The organism is Streptococcus sp. HMSC078H12, from assembly GCF_001814615.1.
Taxonomy (GTDB): domain Bacteria; phylum Bacillota; class Bacilli; order Lactobacillales; family Streptococcaceae; genus Streptococcus; species Streptococcus salivarius_F.
The window spans coordinates 499,114-524,975 of sequence record NZ_KV817316.1 but is presented as its reverse complement, the minus strand read 5'-3'; the positions used below and the strand labels follow the sequence as shown (position 1 = coordinate 524,975).

General features: G+C 38.7%; 20 protein-coding genes and 1 other annotated feature. Of the genes, 3 read left to right on the top strand and 17 right to left on the bottom strand.

The annotated features are described in order from the left end of the window. Positions 1 to 104: 104 nt before the first annotated feature. The 6 genes from HMPREF2979_RS04005 to acnA form a co-directional block, all read right to left on the bottom strand. Positions 105 to 1,538, bottom strand: a complete 1,434-nt coding sequence (locus HMPREF2979_RS04005) for an NADP-dependent glyceraldehyde-3-phosphate dehydrogenase (RefSeq protein WP_002890682.1) — start codon at positions 1,536 to 1,538, stop codon at positions 105 to 107. Between the two features lie 218 nt (positions 1,539 to 1,756). After that, positions 1,757 to 3,490, bottom strand: coding sequence for a phosphoenolpyruvate--protein phosphotransferase (gene ptsP, locus HMPREF2979_RS04000; protein ID WP_013990779.1), 1,734 nt, complete (start codon positions 3,488 to 3,490; stop codon positions 1,757 to 1,759). A 4-nt stretch (positions 3,491 to 3,494) separates the two neighbouring features. Further along, entirely contained in the window at positions 3,495 to 3,758 is a 264-nt protein-coding gene (locus HMPREF2979_RS03995) for a phosphocarrier protein HPr (RefSeq protein WP_002884015.1), read from the bottom strand. Positions 3,759 to 4,019: 261 nt separating this feature from the next. Continuing rightward, positions 4,020 to 5,195, bottom strand: coding sequence for an NADP-dependent isocitrate dehydrogenase (gene icd / locus HMPREF2979_RS03990; protein WP_070655250.1), 1,176 nt, complete (start codon positions 5,193 to 5,195; stop codon positions 4,020 to 4,022). A 13-nt stretch (positions 5,196 to 5,208) separates the two neighbouring features. After that, complete coding sequence (locus tag HMPREF2979_RS03985) at positions 5,209 to 6,333, bottom strand: citrate synthase (protein ID WP_014634261.1); 1,125 nt, start codon at positions 6,331 to 6,333, stop codon at positions 5,209 to 5,211. A gap of 1 nt (position 6,334) precedes the next feature. Then, the gene (gene acnA / locus HMPREF2979_RS03980; protein WP_070655248.1) at positions 6,335 to 8,998 is read right to left on the bottom strand and encodes an aconitate hydratase AcnA; all 2,664 of its coding nucleotides are present in this window, start codon (positions 8,996 to 8,998) and stop codon (positions 6,335 to 6,337) included. Between the two features lie 330 nt (positions 8,999 to 9,328). Between acnA and nrdH the strand changes: the two genes are divergently transcribed. From nrdH to nrdF, 3 genes are all read left to right on the top strand, one after another. Beyond that, positions 9,329 to 9,553, top strand: a complete 225-nt coding sequence (gene nrdH, locus HMPREF2979_RS03975) for a glutaredoxin-like protein NrdH (protein WP_003096895.1) — start codon at positions 9,329 to 9,331, stop codon at positions 9,551 to 9,553. Positions 9,554 to 9,643: 90 nt separating this feature from the next. Continuing rightward, complete coding sequence (gene nrdE / locus HMPREF2979_RS03970; RefSeq protein WP_070655246.1) at positions 9,644 to 11,803, top strand: class 1b ribonucleoside-diphosphate reductase subunit alpha; 2,160 nt, start codon at positions 9,644 to 9,646, stop codon at positions 11,801 to 11,803. Positions 11,804 to 11,960: 157 nt separating this feature from the next. Next, positions 11,961 to 12,920, top strand: coding sequence for a class 1b ribonucleoside-diphosphate reductase subunit beta (gene nrdF / locus HMPREF2979_RS03965; protein WP_014633295.1), 960 nt, complete (start codon positions 11,961 to 11,963; stop codon positions 12,918 to 12,920). Between the two features lie 91 nt (positions 12,921 to 13,011). Here nrdF and ileS read toward each other — a convergent pair whose 3' ends face one another. From ileS to murD, 11 genes are all read right to left on the bottom strand, one after another. Continuing rightward, positions 13,012 to 15,810: an isoleucine--tRNA ligase gene (gene ileS, locus HMPREF2979_RS03960; protein ID WP_014634258.1), complete on the bottom strand. Its 2,799-nt coding sequence runs from the start codon at positions 15,808 to 15,810 to the stop codon at positions 13,012 to 13,014. 47 nt (positions 15,811 to 15,857) lie between these two features. Continuing rightward, positions 15,858 to 16,071 (bottom strand) — a binding site (T-box leader). After that, the gene (locus tag HMPREF2979_RS03955) at positions 16,058 to 16,933 is read right to left on the bottom strand and encodes a DivIVA domain-containing protein (RefSeq protein ID WP_002884119.1); all 876 of its coding nucleotides are present in this window, start codon (positions 16,931 to 16,933) and stop codon (positions 16,058 to 16,060) included. Its footprint overlaps the feature before it by 14 nt. Before the next feature lie 52 nt (positions 16,934 to 16,985). Continuing rightward, entirely contained in the window at positions 16,986 to 17,789 is an 804-nt protein-coding gene (locus HMPREF2979_RS03950; protein ID WP_014634257.1) for a YlmH family RNA-binding protein, read from the bottom strand. Next, the gene (locus HMPREF2979_RS03945) at positions 17,789 to 18,046 is read right to left on the bottom strand and encodes a YggT family protein (protein WP_014634256.1); all 258 of its coding nucleotides are present in this window, start codon (positions 18,044 to 18,046) and stop codon (positions 17,789 to 17,791) included. Before HMPREF2979_RS03945 ends, HMPREF2979_RS03950 begins: the two co-directional genes overlap by 1 nt. 3 nt (positions 18,047 to 18,049) lie before the next feature. Further along, a complete protein-coding gene (locus HMPREF2979_RS03940; protein WP_038675734.1) occupies positions 18,050 to 18,634 on the bottom strand; it encodes a cell division protein SepF in 585 nt (194 codons plus the stop codon). Positions 18,635 to 18,638: 4 nt separating this feature from the next. Beyond that, positions 18,639 to 19,322 carry a YggS family pyridoxal phosphate-dependent enzyme gene (locus tag HMPREF2979_RS03935; RefSeq protein ID WP_070655245.1) on the bottom strand — a complete coding sequence of 228 codons (684 nt, stop codon included), beginning with the start codon at positions 19,320 to 19,322 and terminating at the stop codon, positions 18,639 to 18,641. A 2-nt stretch (positions 19,323 to 19,324) separates the two neighbouring features. Continuing rightward, positions 19,325 to 20,647 (bottom strand): cell division protein FtsZ, encoded by a 1,323-nt coding sequence (ftsZ, locus tag HMPREF2979_RS03930; protein WP_070655243.1) that lies wholly within the window; start codon positions 20,645 to 20,647, stop codon positions 19,325 to 19,327. Between the two features lie 28 nt (positions 20,648 to 20,675). After that, complete coding sequence (gene ftsA / locus HMPREF2979_RS03925) at positions 20,676 to 22,052, bottom strand: cell division protein FtsA (protein WP_014633299.1); 1,377 nt, start codon at positions 22,050 to 22,052, stop codon at positions 20,676 to 20,678. Positions 22,053 to 22,178: 126 nt separating this feature from the next. After that, the gene (locus HMPREF2979_RS03920) at positions 22,179 to 23,321 is read right to left on the bottom strand and encodes a cell division protein FtsQ/DivIB (RefSeq protein ID WP_070655241.1); all 1,143 of its coding nucleotides are present in this window, start codon (positions 23,319 to 23,321) and stop codon (positions 22,179 to 22,181) included. A 9-nt stretch (positions 23,322 to 23,330) separates the two neighbouring features. Beyond that, complete coding sequence (locus tag HMPREF2979_RS03915; RefSeq protein WP_070655238.1) at positions 23,331 to 24,401, bottom strand: UDP-N-acetylglucosamine--N-acetylmuramyl-(pentapeptide) pyrophosphoryl-undecaprenol N-acetylglucosamine transferase; 1,071 nt, start codon at positions 24,399 to 24,401, stop codon at positions 23,331 to 23,333. Between the two features lie 3 nt (positions 24,402 to 24,404). After that, positions 24,405 to 25,757, bottom strand: a complete 1,353-nt coding sequence (murD, locus tag HMPREF2979_RS03910) for a UDP-N-acetylmuramoyl-L-alanine--D-glutamate ligase (protein WP_070655236.1) — start codon at positions 25,755 to 25,757, stop codon at positions 24,405 to 24,407. Positions 25,758 to 25,862: the final 105 nt, after the last annotated feature.

Below are 25,862 nucleotides of genomic sequence, written 5' to 3'. Positions count from 1 at the left end.
TCTCTATATTCGAAATTTAGTTCTATTATACCATATTTTAAAAGAAAAAGAGCCCCTATAATGGGGACTCTTTACACTTTTTTAATGATTGAATAGCTAAACTCTTAGTAGTTTGCGATATCAAATACTGTTGATTTCACACGAGTCATAGCTTCGATAGAGTATTTCACACCTTGAGTTCCGGCACCAGATCCTTTAACACCAAGGAATGGGAAGTTATCTGTACCACGTTGTGTTTTGTTGTTGATGTGAACTGTACCAACTTCAAGTTGTTCAGCAATTGCAAACGCACGTGGGTAGTCTTGAGTGAAGACTGCACCTTGAAGACCAAATTCAGATTCGTTAGAAATCTTGATTGCTTCTTCAACTGAAGATACACGGATGAATGGCAATACTGGACCAAATGGTTCTTCCCAAGCAAGACGCATGTCAGTTGTCACATGGTCAAAGACAGCTGGGTAGATAAGGTTACCTTCACGTTTCAATTCAGTTTTAGCAGTAGCACCTTGTTCAACGGCATCATCAATCAAACCTTGAACGAAGTCAGCTGCTTTTGTATCGATAAGTGGTGTAACGCTTGCGCTTTCTTCAGGCATACCAACAGTGATATTACCTACCAAAGCAGTTACTTTTTCTACCAATTCATCTGCAACACTATCCATTACAAGAACACGTTTGATAGCTGTACAACGTTGACCTGAATAGTCAAAGGCACCAGCAACAATGTTTTTAGCAGTTAAGTCAAGATCAGCATCTTCAAGAACGATAGCGGCATCTTTACCACCAAGTTCAAGCATGATTGGACGCATAGCTGCCAAACGACCGATGTTTTCACCAACTGGTGTTGAACCTGTGAAGTTGATGAAATCAACTGCTTTGTGTTCAACGATGTAGTCACCGATAACAGAACCACGACCTGTGATAGAGTTCAAGACACCTGCAGGGATACCAGCTTCAACAAATGCTTCAACCAAAAGAAGACCTGAGATAGAACCTTGTGTTGGTGGTTTGAAGGCAACAACGTCACCAGCAATCAAGGCAGGAGCAATTTTAGAACCAGCCAAGTTTACTGGGTAGTTAAATGGAGAGATAGCAAGGACAAGACCTACTGGTTCGCGACGAACAACAGCGATTTTTTTCTTACTACCAGCGTCAAACGCACCACCTTCAAGTACTTCACCTTCCAAACGCAAACCTTCTTCAGCTGCATAGTGGATGATTTCAGCAGTACGAACAACCTCACCGATTGCAGATTTCAAACCTTTAGAGATTTCTTTAGAAAGAACTTGTCCGATTTTTTCTGCATCACGTTCCAAGATATCTGCTGCTTTATGAAGGTAAGCTGCACGTTCAGCATATGAAAGCGCACGCCATGCTGGAAGTGCTGCTTTAGCTGCTGCGTAGACTTCGTCTACTTCAGCTTGGCTCATCGCTGGAACTGATCCAAGTTCCTCACCGTTTGCAGGTGCGTAAATAGTAATTTCGTTTTCAGATGTTTTCCACTCACCATTGACATAGTTTTTGTATTGTTTAGCCAAGATAGTAACTCCTTTTATCTATTATAAGACCTATTTTATCATTTTTTTAGAAATAATCCAAGATTTAAACGAGAATTATTCAGAAAATTTTGACAAAAAATAGTTTTAATTATTAACCTAGGTTAGCCGTATTCTACTCCTAACCAAAGAATGAGTCAATTATTTTGTCTCTGTTTAGCTATAAAAAAAGTGAAAGCCTAAGCCTCCACTTTTTATGATTAGTCTACGTTAACGTATTCTTTTGAAAGTTCAAGAACTTCTTCCATTGTTGAACATTCAGTAAGCGCACGGTTAGCGTATTCTTCCATTTTAGCTGTGTCAAGTTTCTTCATCAAGCTACGTGTACGAAGAACAGATGTCGCTGACATTGAGAACTCATCCAAGCCCATTCCGACAAGAAGTGGAACAGCAGTTTGGTCACCGGCCATTTCACCACACATACCAGCCCATTTACCTTCAGCATGAGCCGCTTTGATAACATTGTTAATCAAACGAAGGATTGATGGGTTATATGGTTGGTAAAGGTATGATACTTGTTCGTTCATACGGTCAGCAGCCATAGTATATTGGATAAGGTCATTTGTACCAATTGAGAAGAAATCAACTTCTTTAGCAAATTGGTCAGCAAGCATAGCTGCAGCAGGGATTTCAATCATGATACCCACTTCGATATCGTCTGCAACGGCAACACCTTCAGCAACCAATTTAGCTTTTTCTTCTTCAAGAATACCTTTAGCAGTACGGAACTCATTCAACAAAGCAACCATTGGGAACATGATACGCAATTTACCGTGAACAGATGCACGAAGCAAGGCACGCAATTGTGTACGGAACATTTGGTTACCAGTTTCAGAGATAGAAATACGCAAAGCACGGTAACCCAAGAATGGGTTCATTTCTTTAGGAAGATCGAAGTAAGGAAGTTCTTTATCCCCACCGATATCCATTGTACGAACGACAACAGGTTTACCGTTCATACCTTCAAGAACTGCTTTGTATGCTTCATATTGGTCATCTTCAGTTGGGAAGTCTTGAGAATCCATATACAAGAATTCCGTACGATAAAGACCAACAGCTTCTGCACCGTTATCATTAACACCTTCAACGTCTTTAGGTGTACCGATGTTAGCAGCCAATTCGAAATGTTTTCCATCAGCAGTAACTGTTTGAGCATCTTTAAGGAGAGCCCATTCAGCTTTTTGTTTAGCGTAAGCTTCACCAGCTGCTTTAAACTCAGCAATTTGCTCTTCAGTTGGGTTGATAACAACTTCACCAGTAATACCTGAAACCGCCAAAATGTCGCCATCTTTGACAAGTTCTGTGATGTTATTTGTACCAAGAACGGCTGCGATTTCAAGTGTACGAGCCATGATTGCAGAGTGACTAGTACGTCCACCGATATTAGTAACAAAAGCTTTTACGTACTTTTTGTTCAACTGAGCTGTATCAGATGGTGTCAAGTCATGAGCAACAACGATTGATTCTTCGTTGATTGTTGCTGGGTTAGGCAATTTCTTACCAAGCAAGTTAGCAAGCACACGTTTTGTAACGTCACGAATATCCGCTGCACGTTCTTGCATGTATGGATTGTCTTCCATACCTTCAAAAATAGCGATAAACATGTCTGTTACTTCTGTCAAAGCAGCTTCAGCATTAACTTGTTTAGCACGGATAGTTTCTTTAATTTGACCAGTCATTTCTGGGTCAGCAAGAACCATCAAGTGAGCATCAAAAACGGCTGCCGCTTCTTCACCAAGGCTTTCAACTGCTTTTTCACGGATAACAGAAAGCTCGTCTTGTGACGCCGCTAGAGCAGCATCTAGACGAGCCTCTTCTGCACTTGTATCTTCAACTGTTACAGTTTCAAATGACAAGTCCGGTTGAACAAGCAGATATGCCTTAGCAACTGCAACACCGTCAGATGCTGCGATTCCTTTAAGCATTTCTGTCATATTCTTATGCCAATCCTTCTTTTGTCATTGTTTCTGCGATTGCTGCGATTGCGTCATCAGCATCAGCACCTTCTGCAGAGATAGTTACGTCAGCACCTTGACCAACACCAAGGCTCATAACACCCATGATAGATTTAAGGTTAACTGCTTTACCTTTGTAGTCAAGAGTGATATCTGAAGCAAATTTGCTAGCTGTTTGAACAAGCAAAGTAGCTGGACGTGCGTGGATACCTGTTTCTGCAACAATGTGGAAATCTTTAGAAGCCATAATGGATTCTCCTTCTTCATTTGGAATATTTGAGTTATCAATGATAACCCTTACAATTTAGAATTATAACATAGCTAATTGAGATTAGCAAGGTTAAAACGTACTTTCTACAAGTTTTTCGAAAGCTTGTCTCTCATTTTACTGCTCATTTTCATTTTTCAAAACATAAGCAAATACTAGTCTCTAGTTATTTACAACATTTTCAGAAAATTTCTTTCATGGTGTTTTCAATCGTTAATTTTCATTTTCGAGCAAAAACAATCACATAATTGAAAGAATTTGATTGCTAAAGGCACTCGTTGAATAAGCTTGTTTCCCAAACGCTAAGTCAGCTGTAAAGATATCAGCTTTAAATGTCTTCTCAATAGCACTTGTAATCAGTTGAGCTGCCTCAGTCCAACCAATATAATCTAGAAGCATGCAGCCAGATAATAAAACTGAGCAAGGATTAGCCTTATCTTGATCTGCAATATCCGGAGCTGTTCCATGTGTTGCTTCAAAAATAGCATGGCCTGTTTGATAGTTAATGTTGGCTCCAGGGGAGATGCCGATACCACCAACTTGTGCAGCCAAGGCATCACTGGCATAATCACCATTCAAGTTGGTTAAGGCAACAACATCAAATTTTTCTGGATTTAAAAGAATCTGTTGGAGAAAGTTATCAGCGATTATATCATTAATCTCTAAACGACCAGCCAGCAATTCTTCTTTATAGTCTTCCTGAGCTACTTCATAACCCCATTTACGGAAGCCACCTTCTGTGAATTTTTGAATATTCCCTTTATGAACCAATGTCACTTTCTTTAGATTGTTCTTGAGAGCATAGTCGATAGCAGAGCGAATGAGACGTTTACTTCCTTCTATTGAAATTGGCTTGATTCCGATACTACTTGATTCTGGGAAGCGAATTTTATTAACATTCATTTCTGTCTGGAGAAACTCAATCACGCGCTTGACATCTGCCGTTCCTGCTTCCCATTCAATCCCCGCATAAATATCTTCGGTATTTTCACGGAAGATAGTAATATTTGTTTTTTCTGGTTCTTTAAGTGGACTTGCTACTCCTTCAAAGTAACGAACAGGTCTAACACAAGCGTAGAGATCAAGTTCTTGGCGTAAAGCTACATTTAATGAACGGATACCACCACCTACTGGCGTCTCAAGCGGTCCCTTAATAGCTACTAAACTTTCTCGAATAGCCTCCAAAGTCTCTTTCGGCAACCATTCACCAGTTTTATCATAAGCCTTCTTACCAGCTAAAAGCTCTTGCCACTCAATATGACGCTTTCCTTCATAGGCTACTTCTACTGCTTTATCAAAGATTGCTTGGGCATTCTTCCAGATATCATGTCCAACACCATCCCCTTCAATAAAAGGGATAATTGGAGAATCAGAAACTTGAAGCTGTCCATTTTTCATTACGATTTTTTCTGCCATATAGCTTTCCTCCCTAGCGTTTTTCTAAAGGAATATAAGTCATATTTTCTTGTCCGATGTACTGCGAACGTGGACGAATCAATTTATTATTTTTTTGCTGCTCTTGAATATGAGCAATCCAGCCGGCAACACGACTCATAGCAAAGATAAGGGTGAAGATATCGCTGTCAATTCCTAGAGTATGGTATACGGTAGCTGAATAAAAGTCCACATTGGGAATCAATCCCTTCTTATCTTTCATGAATTCTTCAATTTCTTGAGACATATTAAAGAATTCTTCATTCTCAGTACCCTCTGTCAACTTTTTAGCCATATCTCTTAAGAAAATTTCACGAGGATCCTGTTTCTTGTATACACGGTGTCCAAATCCCATGATTTTTTCTTTAGAGTCAAGTTTTTCCTGCAAGTAAGCATTAACATCACCAGATTCACGGATTTCTTTAAGCATATCAAAGACGCGTTCATTAGCTCCACCATGCAGGGGACCTTTTAGGGCACCAATAGCTGTTGTGACACAAGAATAGATATCTGTCAGAGTCGAGGCACAAACACGCGCTGCAAAAGTTGAGGCATTCAACTCATGATCAGCATGAAGAATTAAAGCCTTATTCATAGCTTCAATTTCAATTTCAGAAGGTTCAACACCATTCAGCATGTAGAGAAAATTAGCTGCAAAACCTAAATCTTCTCTTGGTTTGAGGGGCATTTTACCAGTACGTAAGCGTGCAAAAGTCGTAATAATTGTAGGCAATTTAGCCATCAATTCAATACTTTGCTGATAAATCGCCTCCATGGATCTTTCCTCGGCGTCCACATTGTAAACCCCAAGAAGGGAGACTGTTGAACGTAAAACACTCATTGGGTGCAAATGTGGACGAGACTGGATAAGAATACATTGCTCTACAGCATCAGAAATATCATAGTTCTTACGCAACTCAGCTTCAAAATACTTAAGTTCCATTTGCGTAGGAAGATGACCATTCCACAAGAGATAAATCACTTCCTCAAAAGACGCTTTATTTTCCATAAACTCGGAAATATCATATCCCGAATACGATAAATGGTCATCAATAATAGATGAAATCCTAGTATTACAGGCAATCATATCCTTAAGTCCATTAATTTCAACTGTTGTCATATTAGGCCCCCTTCAATTTTTTTCTTACAACCATTGGCAAGATACCACCATTTTTATAGTAGCGAATATCAGCATCTGCATCGAAGCGTACCAAGGCTTTAAAGGTTTTGGTTTGTTCAGGTGTTGAAGCTTTAACAGTGATAACATCATGGACACCTGGATTTTCTGAAAGGTCAAAGCTAAAGGTCTCATGTCCTGTCAATCCAAGACTTTCAGCATTTTCTCCTTCCATAAATTGGACTGGTAAAATCCCCATCATAACGAGATTTGAACGGTGAATACGCTCAAAACTCTCAGCAAGCACTACTTTTACACCAAGAAGATTAGCACCTTTAGCCGCCCAGTCACGACTTGAGCCCATACCATAATCCTTACCGGCAATTACAAGCGTATCTTGATTAGCTTCTTTATATTTCATAGCAGCATCATATATAGGTAGAATGTCACCATCATATTTAGTATATCCACCAATTTTTCCATCTGCTAGCTCATTCTTGATACGAATATTAGCAAAGGTTCCTCGCATCATGACTTCGTGATTTCCACGACGGCTACCATAAGAATTGAATTCTTGATAATCAACACCATTCTCAGTCAAATAACGAGCTGCTGGACTATTTCTAGCAATATTACCCGCTGGAGAAATATGGTCTGTTGTAACCGTATCTCCGAATTTAGCCAAAACCTTCAAATCTTTCAATGGTTTAATGCTCAAATCATCTCCTAAAGCATCAAAGTAAGGTGGGTTTTGAATATAGGTAGAGTTTTGATTCCATTTATAATTTTGACTTTGTTCAGTAGGAATAGCATTCCACTTCTCGCTATCAGAAAAGACACTGGCATATTCATCTTGGAAGAGTTGACGAGTGACGTATTTATCAACATAAGTCTCAATTTCATCACGGGATGGCATAACATCCTCTAAATAAACAGCTTGACCATTGTCGTCAAAACCTAAAGGTTCAGTTGTCAAATCAATATTCGTGTTACCAGCTAAAGCATAAGCAACAACCAATGGTGGGCTAGCCAAGAAATTCGCTTTAACAAGTGGATTAATACGCCCTTCAAAATTACGATTTCCTGACAAAACGGCACTCGCTAATAAATCAGTGTCTGCAATAGCCTTAGCCACCTCAGGACGTAAGTCTCCTGAGTTCCCAATACAGGTTGTGCAACCGTAACCTACCAAGTTAAAGCCAAGCTTATCTAGATAGGTTTGTAAGCCTGAAGCTTTGAGATAACCAGTAACAACCTTAGAACCTGGTGCCAAAGATGTCTTCACTGTTGGAGATACTTTTAATCCTTTCTCAACCGCATTTTTGGCTAAAAGACCGGCTGCCATAAGAACGTAAGGATTAGAGGTATTGGTACATGATGTGATTGCTGCAATGGCCACATGACCTGTTTGAATTGTTTCTGAATGATCCTCAAAGTCAACTTTTGCAGTTTTTGCTAACTCTTCCTTATCCAAACCAAAGCCACGGACACCTGCTTCTCGTACCACTGCATCCTGGAATTCTTGCTTAGCATCTGATAAGAGAATCAAATCCTGTGGACGTTTAGGACCTGAGATAGAAGGTTTAATAGATGACAAATCAATTTCAACAATCTTAGTATACTTGGCTTCTTTACTTGGATCATAGAAAAGATGATTGGCTTTCGTATAGGCTTCAGTGACTTGGATATGTTCCTCATCACGGTTAGTTAAACGCATGTAGTTAAGAGTCTCGTCATCAATAGGAAAATAACCACAGGTCGCACCATATTCTGGTGCCATATTAGCGACTGTAGCACGGTCAGCTAGAGATAAACTCTTCAAACCAGGTCCAAAGTACTCAACGAATTTACCAACCACATTTTCAGAACGAAGCACCTGAGTAATCTTGAGAGCCAAATCTGTTGCCGTTGCAATTTTAGGCAACTCTCCCGTCAGATATACACCAATAACCTCTGGAATTGGGAAATAAGATGCTTCACCGAGCATAGCTGCTTCAGCTTCAATTCCGCCAACACCCCAACCAAGAACGCCAATACCATTAATCATAGTCGTGTGACTATCTGTACCAAACATAGAATCAGGATAGAGTAACCCATCTTTTTCAATAATGACATCGCTCAAAAATTCAATATTAACCTGGTGAATAATCCCTGTAGCTGGTGGAACCGCACGGTAATTTTCAAAAGATTGTTCGGCCCACTTAAGAAATTCATAGCGCTCGTTATTACGTTTAAACTCGAGATTGATATTATCTTCAAGAGCAGTATCACATCCGTATGAATCCACTTGGACAGAGTGGTCGATGACCAAATCTACTGGAATCTCAGGGTTAATAAATTCTGCTTTACCACCATTAGCCACTATAGCATCACGCATTGAAGCTAAATCAACAACAACAGGAACTCCTGTAAAATCTTGTAAGATAACACGACTTGGTTTAAAAGGCACTTCGGAAACTGTCGGAAAATTCGGAAATTTCATCAGGTCAGAAATGTGAGATTCCTTAACATCGACGCCATCTTTTTTTCGGAGGAGACTTTCAAGTAGTATTCGAATGGTATAAGGTAGTTCTCCGACCTTAACATCATGAGATTTTGCTGCTTTTTCGAGATCATAGAAAGAGAATATCTTACCATTTACAGTTAGATTTGAACAGTATTCTTGCATACTTGAACCTCCATTAGTTAAAAATTTTCTTTATTCTACACTGTTTTTTTTGGAAAAACAAATAGAATTGGCATTTTGATGTTATGTTATATAACATGTATGGTTAGATGTTTCTTTTTTAGTCAATTCCATACACTAATCCTATTTAATTTAGGAAACTTAAAAAAGCCTTTAAAACACAAGATATAGGGTTGTGTTTCAATACTAAACACAAAATCTTGTATTTCCTTAAGATATTTAGCTTGATTTTTCCCAATATTTTGGGTATTCTATTAGAGTTGAAAAGTGGCTCTTGGCCACTTAAAATCTTTTTATAAAGGAGTATTTGCAATGGCAAAGATTACATTGTTTTCTAAAAACAACTGCATGCAGTGCAAAATGACTAAAAAATTCTTGGAAAAGGAAGGTGCTGATTTCGAAGAAATCAACATTGATGAACAGCCAGAAAAAATCGATTACGTTAAAAGCCTCGGTTTCACTGCTGCTCCAGTTATTGAAGCCGGCGATATCGTCTTTTCAGGTTTTCAACCTGCTAAACTTAAAGAAATCCTTTAATTATCAAGTTTTTATATAGAAAGGAACTTGTTTGCTTAGTTTAATGTTTCAACCTTAATATACTATTAAACTGAGCCTGGTATCTGTATTATGTCTTTAAAAAATCTTGGCGATGTCTCATACTTCCGCCTCAACAACGAAATTAATCGTCCTGTTAACGGTCAAATTCCTTTGCATAAGGACAAAGAAGCACTTCGTGCCTTCTTCCTTGAAAACGTTAAGCCAAATTCAATGGCATTCAACAGCATCACAGATAAAATTAATTATTTGATTGAGAACGATTATATTGAGTCTGAATTCATCGGTAAATACGAGCCTGCTTTCATCGAAAAATTGTCTGCAGAAATTCATTCTCAAAAATTCCGCTTCCAATCTTTCATGGCAGCCTACAAGTTCTACCAACAATATGCCCTCAAAACAAACGATGGCGAGTCTTACCTCGAAAGTATTGAAGATCGTGTTCTATTCAACGCCCTTTACTTTGCTGATGGTGATGAAAACCTAGCTAGTGACCTTGCCAACGAAATGATTCACCAACGTTACCAACCTGCTACTCCTTCATTTTTAAATGCTGGACGTAGTCGTCGTGGTGAACTCGTGTCATGTTTCCTTATTCAAGTAACAGATGACATGAATTCTATCGGACGTTCTATCAACTCTGCCCTCCAGTTATCACGTATTGGTGGTGGGGTAGGTATTAGCTTGTCTAACCTTCGTGAAGCTGGTGCTCCTATCAAAGGATATGCTGGGGCAGCCTCTGGTGTCGTGCCTGTTATGAAGCTTTTCGAAGATAGCTTCTCTTACTCAAACCAACTTGGCCAACGTCAAGGTGCTGGTGTTGTTTATTTGGATGTTTTCCACCCAGATATCCTTGCCTTCCTTTCTACTAAGAAAGAGAATGCTGATGAGAAGGTGCGTGTTAAGACACTGTCACTTGGTGTTACAGTTCCAGATAAATTCTACGAGTTGGCACGTAATAATGAAGATATGTACCTCTTCAGTCCTTACTCAGTCGAAAAAGAGTACGGTAAACCATATAACTACATTGATATTACAGCTATGTACGATGAGTTGGTTGCCAATCCAAATATCACAAAAAGCAAGATTAATGCCCGTGAGCTAGAAACCGAAATTTCTAAACTCCAACAAGAATCAGGTTATCCATATATCGTCAATGTTGATACAGCCAATCGACACAATCCAATCGATGGTAAGATTATCATGTCCAATCTCTGTTCTGAAATTCTCCAAGTTCAAACACCAAGTGAACTTAACGATGCACAAGAGTTTGTTAAACTCGGTACAGACATTTCATGTAACCTTGGATCAACTAATATCCTTAACATGATGACCTCACCTGACTTTGGTCGTTCGATTAGAGCTATGACACGTGCGCTTACCTTTGTTACAGATAGCTCAAGTATCGATGCTGTACCATCTATCAAAAATGGTAACCAACAAGCTCATACCTTTGGTTTGGGAGCTATGGGGCTTCACTCTTACCTCGCTAAACACCATATCGAGTATGGTAGCCCTGAATCTGTTGAATTCACTAATATCTACTTCATGCTTATGAACTACTGGACTTTAGTTGAATCTAACAACATTGCCCGTGAACGTCAAGAAACCTTTGTCGGTTTTGAAAAATCAAAATATGCTGATGGTTCTTACTTTGACAAATACGTTACAGGCCAATACGTTCCTAAATCTGACCGTATCAAAGAACTTTTCGATGGCCACTTCATCCCACAAGCCAAAGATTGGGAAGAACTCCGTGAACTCGTTAAGAAAGATGGACTCTACCATCAAAACCGTTTGGCTGTTGCGCCAAATGGCTCAATCTCTTACATTAACGACTGTTCGGCTTCTATCCATCCAATCACACAACGTATTGAAGAACGTCAAGAAAAGAAAATCGGAAAAATCTACTATCCAGCCAACGGTCTTTCAACAGACACAATTCCTTTCTACACTTCAGCCTACGACATGGACATGCGTAAAGTTATCGACGTTTATGCCGCTGCAACTGAACACGTTGATCAAGGTTTGTCATTAACCCTATTCTTGCGTAGTGAGTTACCAAAAGAAATTTACGAATGGAAAACAGAAAATAAACAAACGACTCGTGACCTTTCTATCCTTCGTAACTACGCCTTTAACAAGGGAATTAAATCAATCTACTACATCCGTACTTATACAGATGACGGTGAAGAGGTTGGTTCTAACCAATGTGAAAGCTGTGTCATCTAAGATAGTGATTTAACGATAACAACCTCACTAGTCTTATTTACAAAATGCATTAAAAGGTCGGTTCGCCGACTTTTTTAATAGATCAACTCAAAAAACTATATCATGATTTTGAATTATGATAAAATAGTAACGATATCAATAAAGAAAGAGGTTTCTAATGGAAACTTACTACAAAGCCATTAACTGGAATGAAATCGAAGATGCGATTGATAAATCTACTTGGGAAAAATTGACCGAACAATTTTGGCTAGATACACGTATCCCACTTTCAAATGACCTTGATGACTGGCGTAAACTTTCAGCTGAAGAAAAGGATTTGGTTGGAAAAGTTTTCGGTGGTTTAACCTTGCTAGATACCATGCAATCTCAAACTGGTGTTGAAGCCATTCGTGCAGACGTCCGTACACCTCATGAAGAAGCTGTATTGAACAACATTCAGTTCATGGAATCTGTTCACGCGAAATCTTACTCTTCAATCTTCTCAACTTTGAATACTAAATCTGAAATTGAAGAAATTTTCGAGTGGACTAACAGTAACGAATACCTCCAAACCAAGGCGAAAATCATTAACGATATCTATGAAAATGGAACGCCTCTTCAGAAAAAGGTTGCTTCAACATATCTTGAAACATTCCTTTTCTATTCAGGGTTCTTCACTCCACTCTATTATCTTGGTAATAACAAGCTGGCTAATGTCGCTGAAATCATTAAGCTCATTATCCGTGACGAATCTGTTCACGGAACTTATATTGGCTATAAATTCCAACTAGGGTTCAACGAATTACCTGAAGAGGAGCAAGAAAGTTTCCGTGAATGGATGTATGATCTTCTCTACCAATTGTATGAAAATGAAGAACTCTACACTAAATCTCTTTATGATGGTGTTGGATGGACTGAGGAAGTCATGACTTTCCTACGTTATAATGCCAACAAGGCTCTCATGAACCTGGGACAAGATCCACTCTTCCCAGATAGTGCGAACGATGTTAACCCAATCGTTATGAATGGTATTTCTACAGGAACATCTAACCACGACTTCTTCTCTCAAGTTGGTAATGGTTACCTTCTAGGGACTGTTGAAGCCATGCAAGATGATGATTATAACTACGGACTATAAGAAAAAACTAGCTGAGCTAGTTTTTTTATTGTCTTCAATACTATATTCGAAAAACAAATAGAAAAAGAGTTCAAATTGAACTCTTTTTATTTTATTTTGCTTTTACTTCAAAACCTTCTGCTACACCTTCAGCAAAGTTTTCTTCAACAATGCTAGCACAGTGATCACAGATAGTCGCATTGTAGCTACGTTCTTTGGTAGTTGGATCGATACGACGGCAACGATCACAGACATCACCTTCAGCACGTTCTACTGTGAATGCTACACCTTCAAAGCTTACAGCAGACTCAGGAGCATCTCCTTCAGCAATAGTCAATGCTGAAACAATCAAAAGTTGAGCAAGGTTAGTATTCAAACCTTCAAGAAGTTCTTTGACTTCAGCATCAGGATAGATTGTCAAATGAGCTTCAAGCGATTTACCGATAACTTTTTCGTTACGCGCTTCTTCCAAAGCTTTTTGAGCTTGGCCACGGAAATCCATGAAGGCATTCCATTTTTCAAGAAGTGCATCTTGACCAGCGAATTCTTCTGCTTCTGGCAACTCTGACAATTGAACATAGTCTTCTGTTTCAAATTCAAGATATGACCAAATTTCTTCTGCAGTGTGAGGAAGAATTGGTGTCAATAGTTTTGTAATCTTGACAAGAATATCGTAGAAGACTGTTTGCATTTGACGACGTTCAAGTGATTCTGCACTTTCAATGTAAACAACATCTTTAGCAAAATCAAGATAGAAAGCAGACAACTCAACGTTAATAAAGTTAACTAAGGCTTTGTAGATAGTTAAGAATTCAAAGTTTGCATAGGCATCACGAATAGTCTTAACTAATTGGTTAAATCGAATAGTCATGTACTGATCTACAGAACGCAAGTCTTCAAAGGCTACTGCATCAGTTGTTGGATTGAAGTCAGATGTATTAGCAATCAAGAAACGAAGTGTGTTACGAATCTTACGATAAGATTCTGATACTTGGCTAAGGATATCCATTGAGATACGAACGTCATTAGTTGTATCAACACTTGTTACCCAAAGACGCAGAATTTCAGCACCAAATTGTTTCTCAACATCACTAGGAGCAATAGTATTACCGAGGGATTTAGACATCTTTTCACCCTTACCATCAAGCGCAAAACCTTGAGACAAGAGTTGTTTGTATGGTGCAACACCATTATTAGCAACAGATGTGATAAGTGAGGAGTTAAACCATCCACGATATTGGTCTGAACCTTCGAGATAGAGGTCAGCTGGATAAGTCAACTCAGGACGGTTAACAACGACACCATTCCATGATGAACCTGAGTCAAACCATACGTCCATAATGTCAGTTTCTTTAGTAAACTCTCCGTTTGGTGAACCTGGATGTGTAAAGCCTTCTGGAAGAAGATCTTTGGCATCACGTTCCCACCAGATAACTGAACCATGCTCTTCGAAAAGTTTAGCCACATGTTCGATTGTTTCTTCAGTCATGATTGGTGTTTTATCTTCAGCATAGAAGATTGGGAGTGGCACACCCCAAGCACGCTGACGAGAGATTACCCAGTCACCACGGTCACGAATCATGTTGTAAAGACGAACTTTACCCCACTCAGAATGGAATTTAACTTTTTCAATCTCATCCAAAATCTCTTGACGGAATTTAGAAACAGAGGCAAACCATTGTGGCACAGCCCGCCAAATGATTGGTTTCTTCGTACGCCAGTCAAATGGGTATGAGTGTGAGATTTCTTCTTTAGCAAGGAGCAAATCACCAAGTTTTTCCATAACGATTGGCGCCACTTTATCGTAGAACTGACCTTCAAAATCAGGGCCAGCATTTTCCATCATGATACCACGCTCATTAACGGTTACGGCAACTTCAAGGCCATTAGCAATACCTACGTTATAGTCATCCTCACCAAAACCAGGAGCCGTATGGACGATACCTGTACCTGAATCTGTAGTTACGTGATCACCAAGGATAACAAGCTCATCAACTTCTGTATCCCATGGGTGTTCAGTGACGATTTGATTCAATTCTTCACCACGGTATGACTGAAATACTTCCACATCTGTCCAACCGAACTTCTCTGAAAGACTATTAAGTAATTCAGAAGCAACGACAAATTTTCGGTCTTCTCCGGCAGGTTTTACGAGAACATATTCAATATCAGCACCAACAGTCAAACCACGTGAAGCTGTTACTGTAAATGGTGTTGTTGTCCAAACTACGATATATGTATCTGTATCTAGTACTCCTTTACCATCCTTAACCTTATTGGCATAGTAAAGTGAAGTTGAAACTAAATCATGGTACTCGATTTCAGCTTCAGCAAGTGCTGATTCTGATGACCATGACCAATAAACTGGTTTTGCACCTTGATAGATGTAACCTTTTTTAGCCATCTCACCAAATACACGGATTTGTGCAGCCTCATAGTCTGGTGTCAAAGTAACATATGGGTTATCCCAATCAGCCGAAACACCAAGACGTTTGAAATCTTCACGTTGTTTGTCAACTTGTGAAAGTGCATAATCACGACACATCTTAAGGTATTCAGCACGATCAAGTTCTTTACGTTTCACACCTTGTTTTGCCAACACTTGCTCAATTGGAAGACCATGCGTATCCCAACCAGGAACGTAAGGAGCATAGAAACCAGACATTGATTTTGAACGAACAATGATATCCTTAGAAATTTTATTCATCGCATGTCCAACGTGAATATTACCATTGGCATACGGAGGACCATCATGAAGAGTGAAGTGAGGTTTACCTTGGTTCAACTCTTGACGACGTTGATACATCTTAGCATCTTCCCACTCTTTTTGCCAGATTGGTTCTTTGTTAGGAAGTCCAGCTCGCATTGGAAAAGCTGTCTTACCTAGATTTAAGGTTTCTTTGAGTTTCATTATATCTCCTCTTTAAATTAATTTACTAAATAAAAAGAGCCTTCATCAAAAAGGACGAAAGCTCGTGGTACCACCTTAATTCAGAGCAAAAAAACATTTGCTCCCTCATATGTCCGTAAGGAGGACCATCCTTCTAACTTACTTAGTTCAGTTAGAATGCTTGAAAATGATAACTATCCAAATAGGGAATGTGGGACTCACACCATCTCCCACTCGCTGTTAATATACTTGGTAAGTTGTATTTTTCTTATTCGCTAATATTCAATTTAAACGTTTGTGTTTCGTTAAGATTAATTTCACCTGTTGACTCAGGTTGCAAATCAAAATCTTCATCTACTGGTGCTGAAGTTGGGAAATCTGCTACTTCACTCTCGAAAGTATCTGGAATACCAAAATCAACAGGAGTTGAAACCACTTCGTTTGTTTCATCAACTTCTGGACTAGAGAAATCTTCAACTTGCTTATTACTTTCAGCAACACGACGTTGAAGTTCAGCCATTTCATCAGGAGTGAATTGACGAGTTGCATCAAATGAAGCTGCATCATTTGAATCAGGTACATGCTCATCCAAAACTTTTTCAACAACTTCTTTAAAGGCAGCATCTGAATTTTGAAGATAAATAGCTGTTGGTTGCAACAATTCACCCCATTCTGGAGCACTTGCTAGGCTAAGCTGACCTTCAACTGCAGCCAATAGGCGTTGGTGGAAGACACGACTTTGACGTTTAAGTTCTTCCGTTTCGATGGCAACACGTTTGGCTTCATCTGTTGCATCACGAAGAATTTCAGATGCCTTAGATTTAGCTTCTTCAACCAAATGAGTAGCATTGAAGTTAGCCTTATTAATCAAGTTAGCTGATTCGTCAGCCGCTGAAGCTTTAACTTTTTCAGCTGTTTCTTGAGCCAAAATAACTGATTGACTCAATGATTCTTTCATTTCATCAAAATAAGCCAATTTTTCTTCAAGCTCTTTTACACGAGCAGCAAGTTCACGATTATCACGAACCAAATCTTCGTAATCATCTACAATAATATCAAGAAATTCATCAACTTCTTGCTCATTATATCCACGAAATTTAGTTGTAAACTGTTTATCTTTAATATCAAGTGCTGTAATAGCCATTACAGGCCTCCTTTATTTTTCATTACCATATCTGATGGTTTAAATTAAATAACTACTTTTTTCTCCGTCTTAACAGACTTTCAATAACGATTTTAGCTTTCCCGGACTTTGAAAATCCGTCTTGTTGAGCTAGTCGAAATCGACCATAACCTCTAACCGAAATCATATCACCAATCATAACCGTCTGATTAGCCTTCTCAATTTGTCTATAATTTAATTTAACTTTTCCAGAAGCAATAAGTTTTAAGGCGTTAGAACGGGATAGGTTTAGTACCGTCGCCAACACATTATCAAGACGCATACTGGAAAGTAAAACAAAAGATTGTGAATAGTTTTCTTGATTTGAAATCCAATCGTCTTTGCTTACTTCTTTTAGAGTAACCGAAACATTTCCAATCTTAGTAATCGTCATTATCGCATAACTTGCTAAATGAGAAGCAATGGAAAATTGAACACGTCCTTCTTCATCAAGAATAATATCTCCAAATACTTGACGATCAAGACCAAGTTGATTAATCAGTGCTCCCAAAACTTTTGGGTGTGTCAATTTATTGAACTGTCTCGCATAAGAGATTTCTAGGCGTTTAATTTCAAAGTCTTCGTCATCAAGCTCGTAATATTCGGGAGCAAGAATAACTCTTCCATATTCTTCAGATTCAGGAGTAGAACTCACAAAAAATTTTAAATTGTAGTAATGAGCTAACTCTTCAACAATCTGAATTTCACGAGGATTCAAGAAATCAGTTAAGTAAGGACTGTACCTTTCATCAACTAATTGACAAAATCCCCTAACCTTCTCTAGAAAAGGGCGTTCATCTAACGAGTAATGCTGTTCAATATTTTTAATATCTGACATCAGAGTAGAATAAATCTAAGAATTCTAAGTGAAAAGTTTAGTAGAAGTACAATTACCAATATTGAAAAATCAATACCAGCAAAAGATAAATTCAGGCGACGAAATGGTGCGAGAATCGGTTGAACAATTTGTCTAATGATTCTTCCAAGGCTAGTATCATAAGCTCCTGGAAACCAGGACAACAAAGCATAGACTACAAGAAGAATCTCTATCACGTTAACAACACGTGCCCAAATAACATAAAGTAATACAGACATCGCTTAACGTCTCTTCATGTCGAAGTCAAAATTAGCTTCTTGGTTGCCATGAGCCAACCCAATCTCTTCGATGTCAACAACGACATTAATTGGCGTAAGCAAATACATTGAAGAGCCAACTTTTTGCAAGTTGCCTGTAAGTACCTTGCTAGCACCATCAATAAAGTCAAGACAACGACGAGCTTGCGCTTCCAACATATATTGAAAATCGATTAAAACACATTCGTTTTCAATCAATAGTTCTACAATTTCCTGAGCATCTTCATACTTTTTAGGATATTTAATTGCAATTGTTGTTTTAGTTGTATTCATCTGTTGTGGTCCCTGATTTGCTTGTGAACGACTCAGAGGTAAACTACGAAGGACTTGAGTTTCCTGTAAGTCTGAATGAACATGTTGGCGACGAGGAGGGACTGTTGCCTGAGAACGCTCAGGTTGACGTTGCTGACGAGGAGGTGGTGTCTGCACAGGTTTCTGTGCTTTCACTGGACGTTCTTTAGCCTCTTCTTTAGCAGCATCTTCATAATCTGTTACTTCGTCGGTATCAAAATATGAAACAATTTTATCAATTGCGTCTTTTAATGCCATAAGGTTATTCTCCGTTCTCTTTAAAGAATGCACTGCCTATTCTGACAAAGGTTGATCCATTCTGAATAGCCATGTCATAGTCTCGACTCATCCCCATGCTTAACTGATCACAAGGAACATTCTTTAGTTTTTTCTCTTGAATTGATTGTCTAAGTTCATTTGTCTCAGCAAAAATCTTATCAAGTTCTTGAGCATCTGCATCAATTGGAGCCATAGTCATGAGTCCAACTATACAAATTTTATCAAGATTTTCAATTTGTTTTAGAACAGTATCAAGTTCTTCAGGTGAAAAACCATGTTTTGACTCTTCACCTGAAACATTAACTTGTAGGAAGCAATTAATGGTGTAATCGGCACGCTTTTGAATTTCCTCTGCCAATTTAACAGAATCCAAAGCATGAAAATAATCAACTAAATTAATAACATCCTTTACTTTACGACGTTGCAAGGTACCAATAAGGTGCCAAGTCAAATCATAATTTTTTAAAGCTTGATACTTATCTAGGAATTTATCAACGCGATTTTCAGCAATGTGCTTGATTCCCGTTTTAACCAATTCTTCAGCGACATCACTTGAAACATATTTGGTTACGGCAATAATATTGACGTCATCGCTAGAGCGATTAGCCTTTTCACAAGCTCTTTTTACCGCTTGATAAACATTATTTTTATTCTCTTCTATAGTCATTATTAACGATTTTTAAAGAATGGTGGTGTCTCCAATTCATCATCATCTTCAACATCACTTGAGAATGTAGACATAGTCAATTGACTATCTAGTTGACCAGTTTCAGGACGAGAGATATTATCACGTCTCAAATCCCAATTACCAAAAGCTGACTGCTCTTGTTGAGGAGCTGCGGCTGCAGGACGAACTCCTGCTTGAGGCATTGAAGGTGTTTCATTATAGTCAAAATTTGGTTGACGTTCAAATGAAGGTTGAGAAACTGGACGTTGCTCTTCTTGAGCAACTTGCTGAGTAGGAGCTGATGGTTGTGAAGGAGCTGTAGTCACTTTACGTGGCTGAGCTTTCATACCAGATACTTTTTCAGCACGATCTTGACGAACTCCAGTTGCAACAACAGTTACACGGATTTCATCTTTCAATGTATCATCGATTGATGTACCAAGCCAAATGTTAACACCGCTACCAGCTGCTTGACCAACAATTTCAGATGCTTCTTCTGCTTCTGTAAGCGTCATATCAAGACCACCAGTTACGTTAACGATAACATCTTCTGCACCATCAATAGTAGTTTCAAGAAGTGGTGAATAGATTGCTTTGCGCGCAGCTTCAACAATACGTTCTTCACCTGAACCAATACCAATACCCATAAGTGCATTACCTTTATTTGCCATAACTGTTTTCACATCGGCAAAGTCGAGGTTAATCAAACCTGGGTTAGTGATAAGGTCTGTAATACCTTGGACCCCTTGACGAAGAACATTATCTGCTTCACTAAGAGCTTCAAGAAGTGGTGTTTTCTTGTCAACGATTTCAAGAAGGTTATTGTTAGAGATAATAAGAAGGGTATCAACTTGCTCACGCAACTCTTGAATACCTTCGACAGCGAAGGCACCACGCTTGTTACCTTCAAATCCAAATGGACGTGTCACAACTGCAACTGTCAATGCACCCAAGCTTTTCGCAATACGTGCAATAACTGGTGCTGCCCCTGTACCAGAGCCACCACCCATACCAGCAGTGATAAAGACCATATCAGCTCCTGTAAGTGCTTCTGTAAGTGTTTCTTCACTTTCTTCAGCTGCCTTACGACCAACTTCAGGTTGACCTCCGGCACCAAGGCCACGAGTCAATTTAGGACCCAATTGGATTACTGTTTCTGCTTTAGAAGAGCTGAGTGCTTGAATATCAGTATTAGCTGCAATAAATTCAACACCAGCAAGACCTTCTTCAATCATTCGGTTGATGGCGTTTCCGCCACCTCCACCGACACCGATAACTTTAATTACCGCACCTTGAACTGATGCGCTATCAAATGAAAAACTCATTTTATTTCCTCGCTTTTACTAGATTCAATTAATCAAACATACTGCCGAAAATACCACGAACACGATCACCAAGTTTTTGTTTTTGTTCATGATTTTCTTCTTCAACTGGCAGAGGTACCTCAATGGTGTTCTCAACTGGAACAGGATTTGGCTGAGGAGCCACTCGAGGTGCTGGAGTAGGAGTTCTATCAAAACTCAAGGCAGGAGCCTCATTGTCGATTGGTTTACGACGAAGATACTCTTCACCAGACACAGCCTGTTGTGCGATGATATCAACTTCTGTAAGAAGACCAACATACTCAACAAGACTAATCACATTTGCAAACATTGGATTACGAATACCAACTTGATTTGGCACGTAAAGTTTAACATTTGTCTCAAAAATTTCTTGAGCAACTTCAACCACACCTGGCATGATGGCTGTTCCACCTACAAGGACAATGCCACCAGGCAAATCAAGTAGACGTCCTCGAGTCAAGTCTTGTTTAACTCTATCAAGGATATGCTTCACACGAGCTGAGATAATCTCAGCAAGGTATTTTTCTGTAATCTCAACTGGTGAATTCTCACCTACAACTTCTACTTGGACAGTTTCTGTTTCGCTTGCTTCTTCAATATCTGCATTACCAAAATTGAACTTAAGCGCTTCAGCAATCTGCATTGAAGTCTTCAAAACTTTTGAAATATCTTTAGTGATGTACTCGCCACCTTCAGAATAAATATTGGTAAATTGAAGTTCTTGAGCACGCATGCTTGCAACAGTTGTTTGACCGCCACCCATATCAATAACAGTAGCACCAAACTCACGTTCACCTTCATTTAGTACAGCACGTGTCATAGCAAGAGGAGAGATGATAATATTCTCTACTTGAATACCCGCACGTTCAACTGTCTTACGAAGGTTGTGAAGAATTGTTGTTGGACCTGTGTAAATGAGACCTCTCATTTCAAGACGAATCCCCATCATTCCACGAGGATCACGAATTCCTTGGAAGCCATCAACAATAAACTCTTCAGGAACTAGTGAGATAACCTCACGCTCAGGTGTAATGCTCTTTGTCAAGGCTGAGCGAACAACACTTTCAACATCTTCATCTTTGATTTCTTTTGATTCACTTGTTACTGGAATCATACCTTGTGTAGGCTCAATTTGAAGAAGATTAGCTGGAAGCCCAACGTTCACTTGCTCAATAACAATCCCAGCTTTTTCTTCTGCTTGTTCAATAGCTGTTTTGATTGATTTCGCTGCAGCGTCAATGTCAACAATGATGCCATCTTTCACACCAGAACTCTTAACATTACTTACTCCGATGACATTCATTGATCCATCAATAAACTCAGCAACAAGAACCTTAATCGAGCTAGTTCCTATATCTAATCCTGTAAAAAAGCCATCTCTAGCCATTCACTCGACCTCTCAATCTTTCCATTCAATATCTTTGTAAACTGTATAAAAACAGAATTATTCGGATACTATTGTACCATAAAAAAACGTAAAATGTCAGCATTTTACGTTTTTTATTATTCAATATTAGCCTTGAGCAGGGGAAGTCCGAAGAGTTGTTTCCTGACCAACACTTGGTTTTTCTTCTGGTTGGATACCTGAATTTTCAGAATTAGTTTCTTCTTCAGAATGCTGTTCCGTTGATGTTGTAGTATCTTGACCTTCTTCAGAAGTTGCATTTTCTTCTTTTTTATCAGTCTTATCTTTGTCTTTCTTTTTATCCCCATCAGTTTTTGATGATTCAACTTCAGGAGTCGTTGTATAAAGTCCAACTTCCATATCTACAATACTTCCATCTGAAAGTTGACTCTTAATTTTCTCGTAGTAAGGAAGCTTAACTGTTAATTGAGAAAGAGGAACACGAATGGAATTGCCATCATACAACTCAATCGTTAGTAAATCTGAAGTTGCTTTAGTAGGCGTAAGATTAATAATTTGAATATTATTCTTAATTTTTGTATCAAGTTTATTTAATTCTTTTACTAACTCTTCGATTTTCTTCTCGTCATCCATTTTTAAAGTGATAAATTTATCAGGTAGATTGCTAGTTGAAACCGTTCCTCCTGTCTTACCACTTTGAAGAATAGAAACATAACCATTTGTAGTTTGACGATAAGCCACGATTGGGTATTCTTTTACTGCAATATTAAATTGATTTGGAAAACTATATGTTACTGTAGCCTTTTTAACCCAAACATTGGTTTTTTCAACAGTTGATGCAACCTTTCCTTGGTTGAAAAAGACATGAGTAATGTAGTCTGTATCAAGAATACCACTTGCAACTTTCACATCTTCTGGTAAAGCATTTTTTGTTCCTGATACAGTGAGAACCTTTTGTTTTGACCAAGGTGAAATAAAGAAAAGTGAAAATACGATTAGGAGTGCAGCGATAAAAACAACTAGTCCTGCAAGATTTTGTTGTGCAATTGGAATATTACTAGTTGTATTACCTTTTTTTCGTTTCTTCCTTTTGGTCTTTTTTTTCTTTTTAACCTTCTTTTTCACTGGTGGCTGGCTCTCATTTGAAGTCGCTTCTTGTGAATGAACGACCTTTCCATTCGCAAATTCTTCAGAATCTTCGGTTTCTTTTTTTCTCAAAAATTCGAGGTTTCTCTTCTGCCACTCTGTGAGAACTTGTTTTTCTTGTGATTCTTGATCCTTTTTTGCCATGAAATTCCTTTATTTTTTTGAAATACTAGTCACTAATAGGTTATAAAAATCATCAGGAGAAGTGATTTCCTCAGATTTAGCCATCGCTTCTTTGTAAGTCTCTGCATGTTCAACAAGTTGTTCAAGCTCATGATTTAAGGTTTCCCAACTTAATTCTGTTTCCTGTAATTGACGTGCGTAACCTTTTCGTTCAAAATAAGCAGCATTTTCAAGTTGGTCTCCTCGGCTAGCTTCTTTCCCTAAAGGAATTATTAAATGAAGTTTTTTCATAGCCAACAATTCGAAAATCGTATTTGAGCCACCGCGAGTTACAACTAAATCTGCCGTATCCATAAGAGGTTGGTACAAATCTGTCACATAATCAACTCTATAAAGATGACGTTCTAAGGTATTCAATGAAGAGTCCCCAGAAATATTAATGACATTATATTTTTCCGTCAGTTGTGGAGTATTACTAATAAAATCATTAAATACCTTTGCACCAGCTGAACCACCAATGAAAAGGACAGTTTTTAAGTTGTCATCAAACTGTTCTTTAATCTTTTCAAGGGCATCAGACTGATTGGGTGTCCCCATTCCTACCTTTGTAATAGCACCTACATGTTTTGTCTTCGCCAATCCTTTTGATTGTTCAAAAGTCGTAAACATAGTAGTCGCAAATTTATAGGCAATTTTATTGGCCAAGCCCATAGAAAGGTCAGACTCATGCACATATACAGGAACTCCTAATAATTTAGAAGCAATGACCGGTGGCACTGAGACAAAGCCACCTTTTGAAAAGAGTGCTTGGGGACGAATCTTGGCAACAATTGCAATAGACTGTAGAATCCCCCAACCAACTTTAAAGACATCCAACATGTTTTGCCATGAGAAATAACGACGTAGTTTACCTGTAGCAATACTATGGAAAGTCACATCTAAGCCAGATTTATCAATCTGCTCATGTTCAATCCCGTGCTTGTCACCGATATAGTGCACTTCCCATCCATCTTTGAGAAATTTTGGAATTAAGATAAGATTTAAAGTCACATGTCCAACGGTTCCACCACCGGTAAAAACAATCTTTTTCGCTTTTGCCATAGACTATCCCTTCAATTGCTCAACAGTTGTGATAAATTCGTCACCACGCACTTCGAAATTCTTGTACATATCCCAGCTTGCATTTGCAGGGCTCAACAAGACAACATCTCCTGCACTGGCTTGATCAAAAGCAATACGTGTCGCATCTGCCACATCTTTGGCGTCGACATAAGTCACGCCCGCTTTATCAGCAGCACGTTTGACACGAGGAGCAGATTCCCCTAAAATCACCATTTTCTTAAGACCAGTAATGTCAGGAATGAGTTCATCAAATTCATTACCACGGTCCAAACCGCCAGCAATCAAAATGACTTTACTATTATCAAAACCAGAAAGTGCTTTTTGTGTCGCTAAAATATTTGTTGACTTACTGTCATTGTAGAATCTTACTTCATTGATAGTGTCAACGAATTGGAGACGGTGCTTAACCCCACCAAAGCTTGCGAGCGTTTCCTTGATAGCTTGGTTTGAGATACCTGACAATTTTGCTACAGCTATAGTTGCCAAGGCATTTTCAACATTGTGACTACCAGGAACACCAATCTCATCAGCTTGCATCACCAATTCACCTTTGAAGTAGAGGTCACCATTTTCAAGATAGGCACCATCTACTTTTTCCACTGTTGAGAATGGTACTACTTGTGCTTTAGTTTGTGTAGCTAATTCCTTAGCCAAGTCTTGATTGAAGTTCAAAACAACAAAATCATCCGCAGTCATCTGATTTTGAATATTCCATTTGGCAGCCACATATTCTTCAAAACTACCATGATAGTCAATATGTGTCGGCATCAAGTTAGTAATCACAGCAATATGTGGATGGAAGCTATCAATCCCCATCAATTGGAAAGAAGACAATTCCATAACTAAGATATCTTGATCAGTTACTGACTGTGCAACTTCTGATGCAGGGAAACCGATATTTCCAGACAAGACACCCGATTTGCCACCATGGTTTAGGACATCAGCAATCATAGTTGTCGTTGTTGTCTTACCATTTGAGCCTGTAATACCGATAATAGGTGCTTCAGATACTAGGTAAGCTAATTCCACTTCAGTCCAAACAGGAATGCCTTTTTCAAGTGCACGAGCTACCATTGGATTGTCATAACGAATTCCAGGATTTTTCACCATTAATTCAAAATTTTCATCCAAAAGTTCAAGAGGATGCCCGCCACAGACAACCTTAATTCCTTCTTCAAGAAGCGCCTGTGCTGATGGGTTTTCCTCAAATGGTTTCCCATCATTTACTGTGACAATAGCACCCAACTTAGCCAATAGGCGGGCAGCTGCTTCACCAGATTTAGCCAAACCAAGGACCAAAACTTTTTTATTTTCAAATTGTGTTACTGATTTCATAATTCGTCCATTCTCTCAAATTGTATCATAATCATTTTACCCTTTATCCCAAGCTATTTCAAGGAGTTACCTCTTCTTGGCAAAAGAAAAAGCCAATCTATTCGA

Excerpts from the sequence above, each read along its gene's own strand:
- HMPREF2979_RS03935 (WP_070655245.1), bottom strand. The coding sequence starts at position 19,322 with ATGACTATAGAAGAGAATAAAAATAATGTTTATCAAGCGGTAAAAAGA.
- nrdH (WP_003096895.1), top strand. The coding sequence starts at position 9,329 with ATGGCAAAGATTACATTGTTTTCTAAAAACAACTGCATGCAGTGCAAA.
- nrdF (WP_014633295.1), top strand. The coding sequence starts at position 11,961 with ATGGAAACTTACTACAAAGCCATTAACTGGAATGAAATCGAAGATGCG.
- HMPREF2979_RS03955 (WP_002884119.1), bottom strand. The coding sequence starts at position 16,933 with ATGGCTATTACAGCACTTGATATTAAAGATAAACAGTTTACAACTAAA.
- ptsP (WP_013990779.1), bottom strand. The coding sequence starts at position 3,490 with ATGACAGAAATGCTTAAAGGAATCGCAGCATCTGACGGTGTTGCAGTT.
- HMPREF2979_RS03950 (WP_014634257.1), bottom strand. The coding sequence starts at position 17,789 with ATGTCAGATATTAAAAATATTGAACAGCATTACTCGTTAGATGAACGC.
- ftsZ (WP_070655243.1), bottom strand. The coding sequence starts at position 20,647 with ATGAGTTTTTCATTTGATAGCGCATCAGTTCAAGGTGCGGTAATTAAA.
- murD (WP_070655236.1), bottom strand. The coding sequence starts at position 25,757 with ATGAAATCAGTAACACAATTTGAAAATAAAAAAGTTTTGGTCCTTGGT.
- icd (WP_070655250.1), bottom strand. The coding sequence starts at position 5,195 with ATGGCAGAAAAAATCGTAATGAAAAATGGACAGCTTCAAGTTTCTGAT.
- ftsA (WP_014633299.1), bottom strand. The coding sequence starts at position 22,052 with ATGGCTAGAGATGGCTTTTTTACAGGATTAGATATAGGAACTAGCTCG.
- HMPREF2979_RS03940 (WP_038675734.1), bottom strand. The coding sequence starts at position 18,634 with ATGGCATTAAAAGACGCAATTGATAAAATTGTTTCATATTTTGATACC.
- acnA (WP_070655248.1), bottom strand. The coding sequence starts at position 8,998 with ATGCAAGAATACTGTTCAAATCTAACTGTAAATGGTAAGATATTCTCT.
- HMPREF2979_RS03945 (WP_014634256.1), bottom strand. The coding sequence starts at position 18,046 with ATGTCTGTATTACTTTATGTTATTTGGGCACGTGTTGTTAACGTGATA.
- HMPREF2979_RS03915 (WP_070655238.1), bottom strand. The coding sequence starts at position 24,401 with ATGGCAAAAGCGAAAAAGATTGTTTTTACCGGTGGTGGAACCGTTGGA.
- HMPREF2979_RS03920 (WP_070655241.1), bottom strand. The coding sequence starts at position 23,321 with ATGGCAAAAAAGGATCAAGAATCACAAGAAAAACAAGTTCTCACAGAG.
- HMPREF2979_RS03985 (WP_014634261.1), bottom strand. The coding sequence starts at position 6,333 with ATGACAACAGTTGAAATTAATGGACTTAAGGATATGATTGCCTGTAAT.
- ileS (WP_014634258.1), bottom strand. The coding sequence starts at position 15,810 with ATGAAACTCAAAGAAACCTTAAATCTAGGTAAGACAGCTTTTCCAATG.
- HMPREF2979_RS03995 (WP_002884015.1), bottom strand. The coding sequence starts at position 3,758 with ATGGCTTCTAAAGATTTCCACATTGTTGCAGAAACAGGTATCCACGCA.
- nrdE (WP_070655246.1), top strand. The coding sequence starts at position 9,644 with ATGTCTTTAAAAAATCTTGGCGATGTCTCATACTTCCGCCTCAACAAC.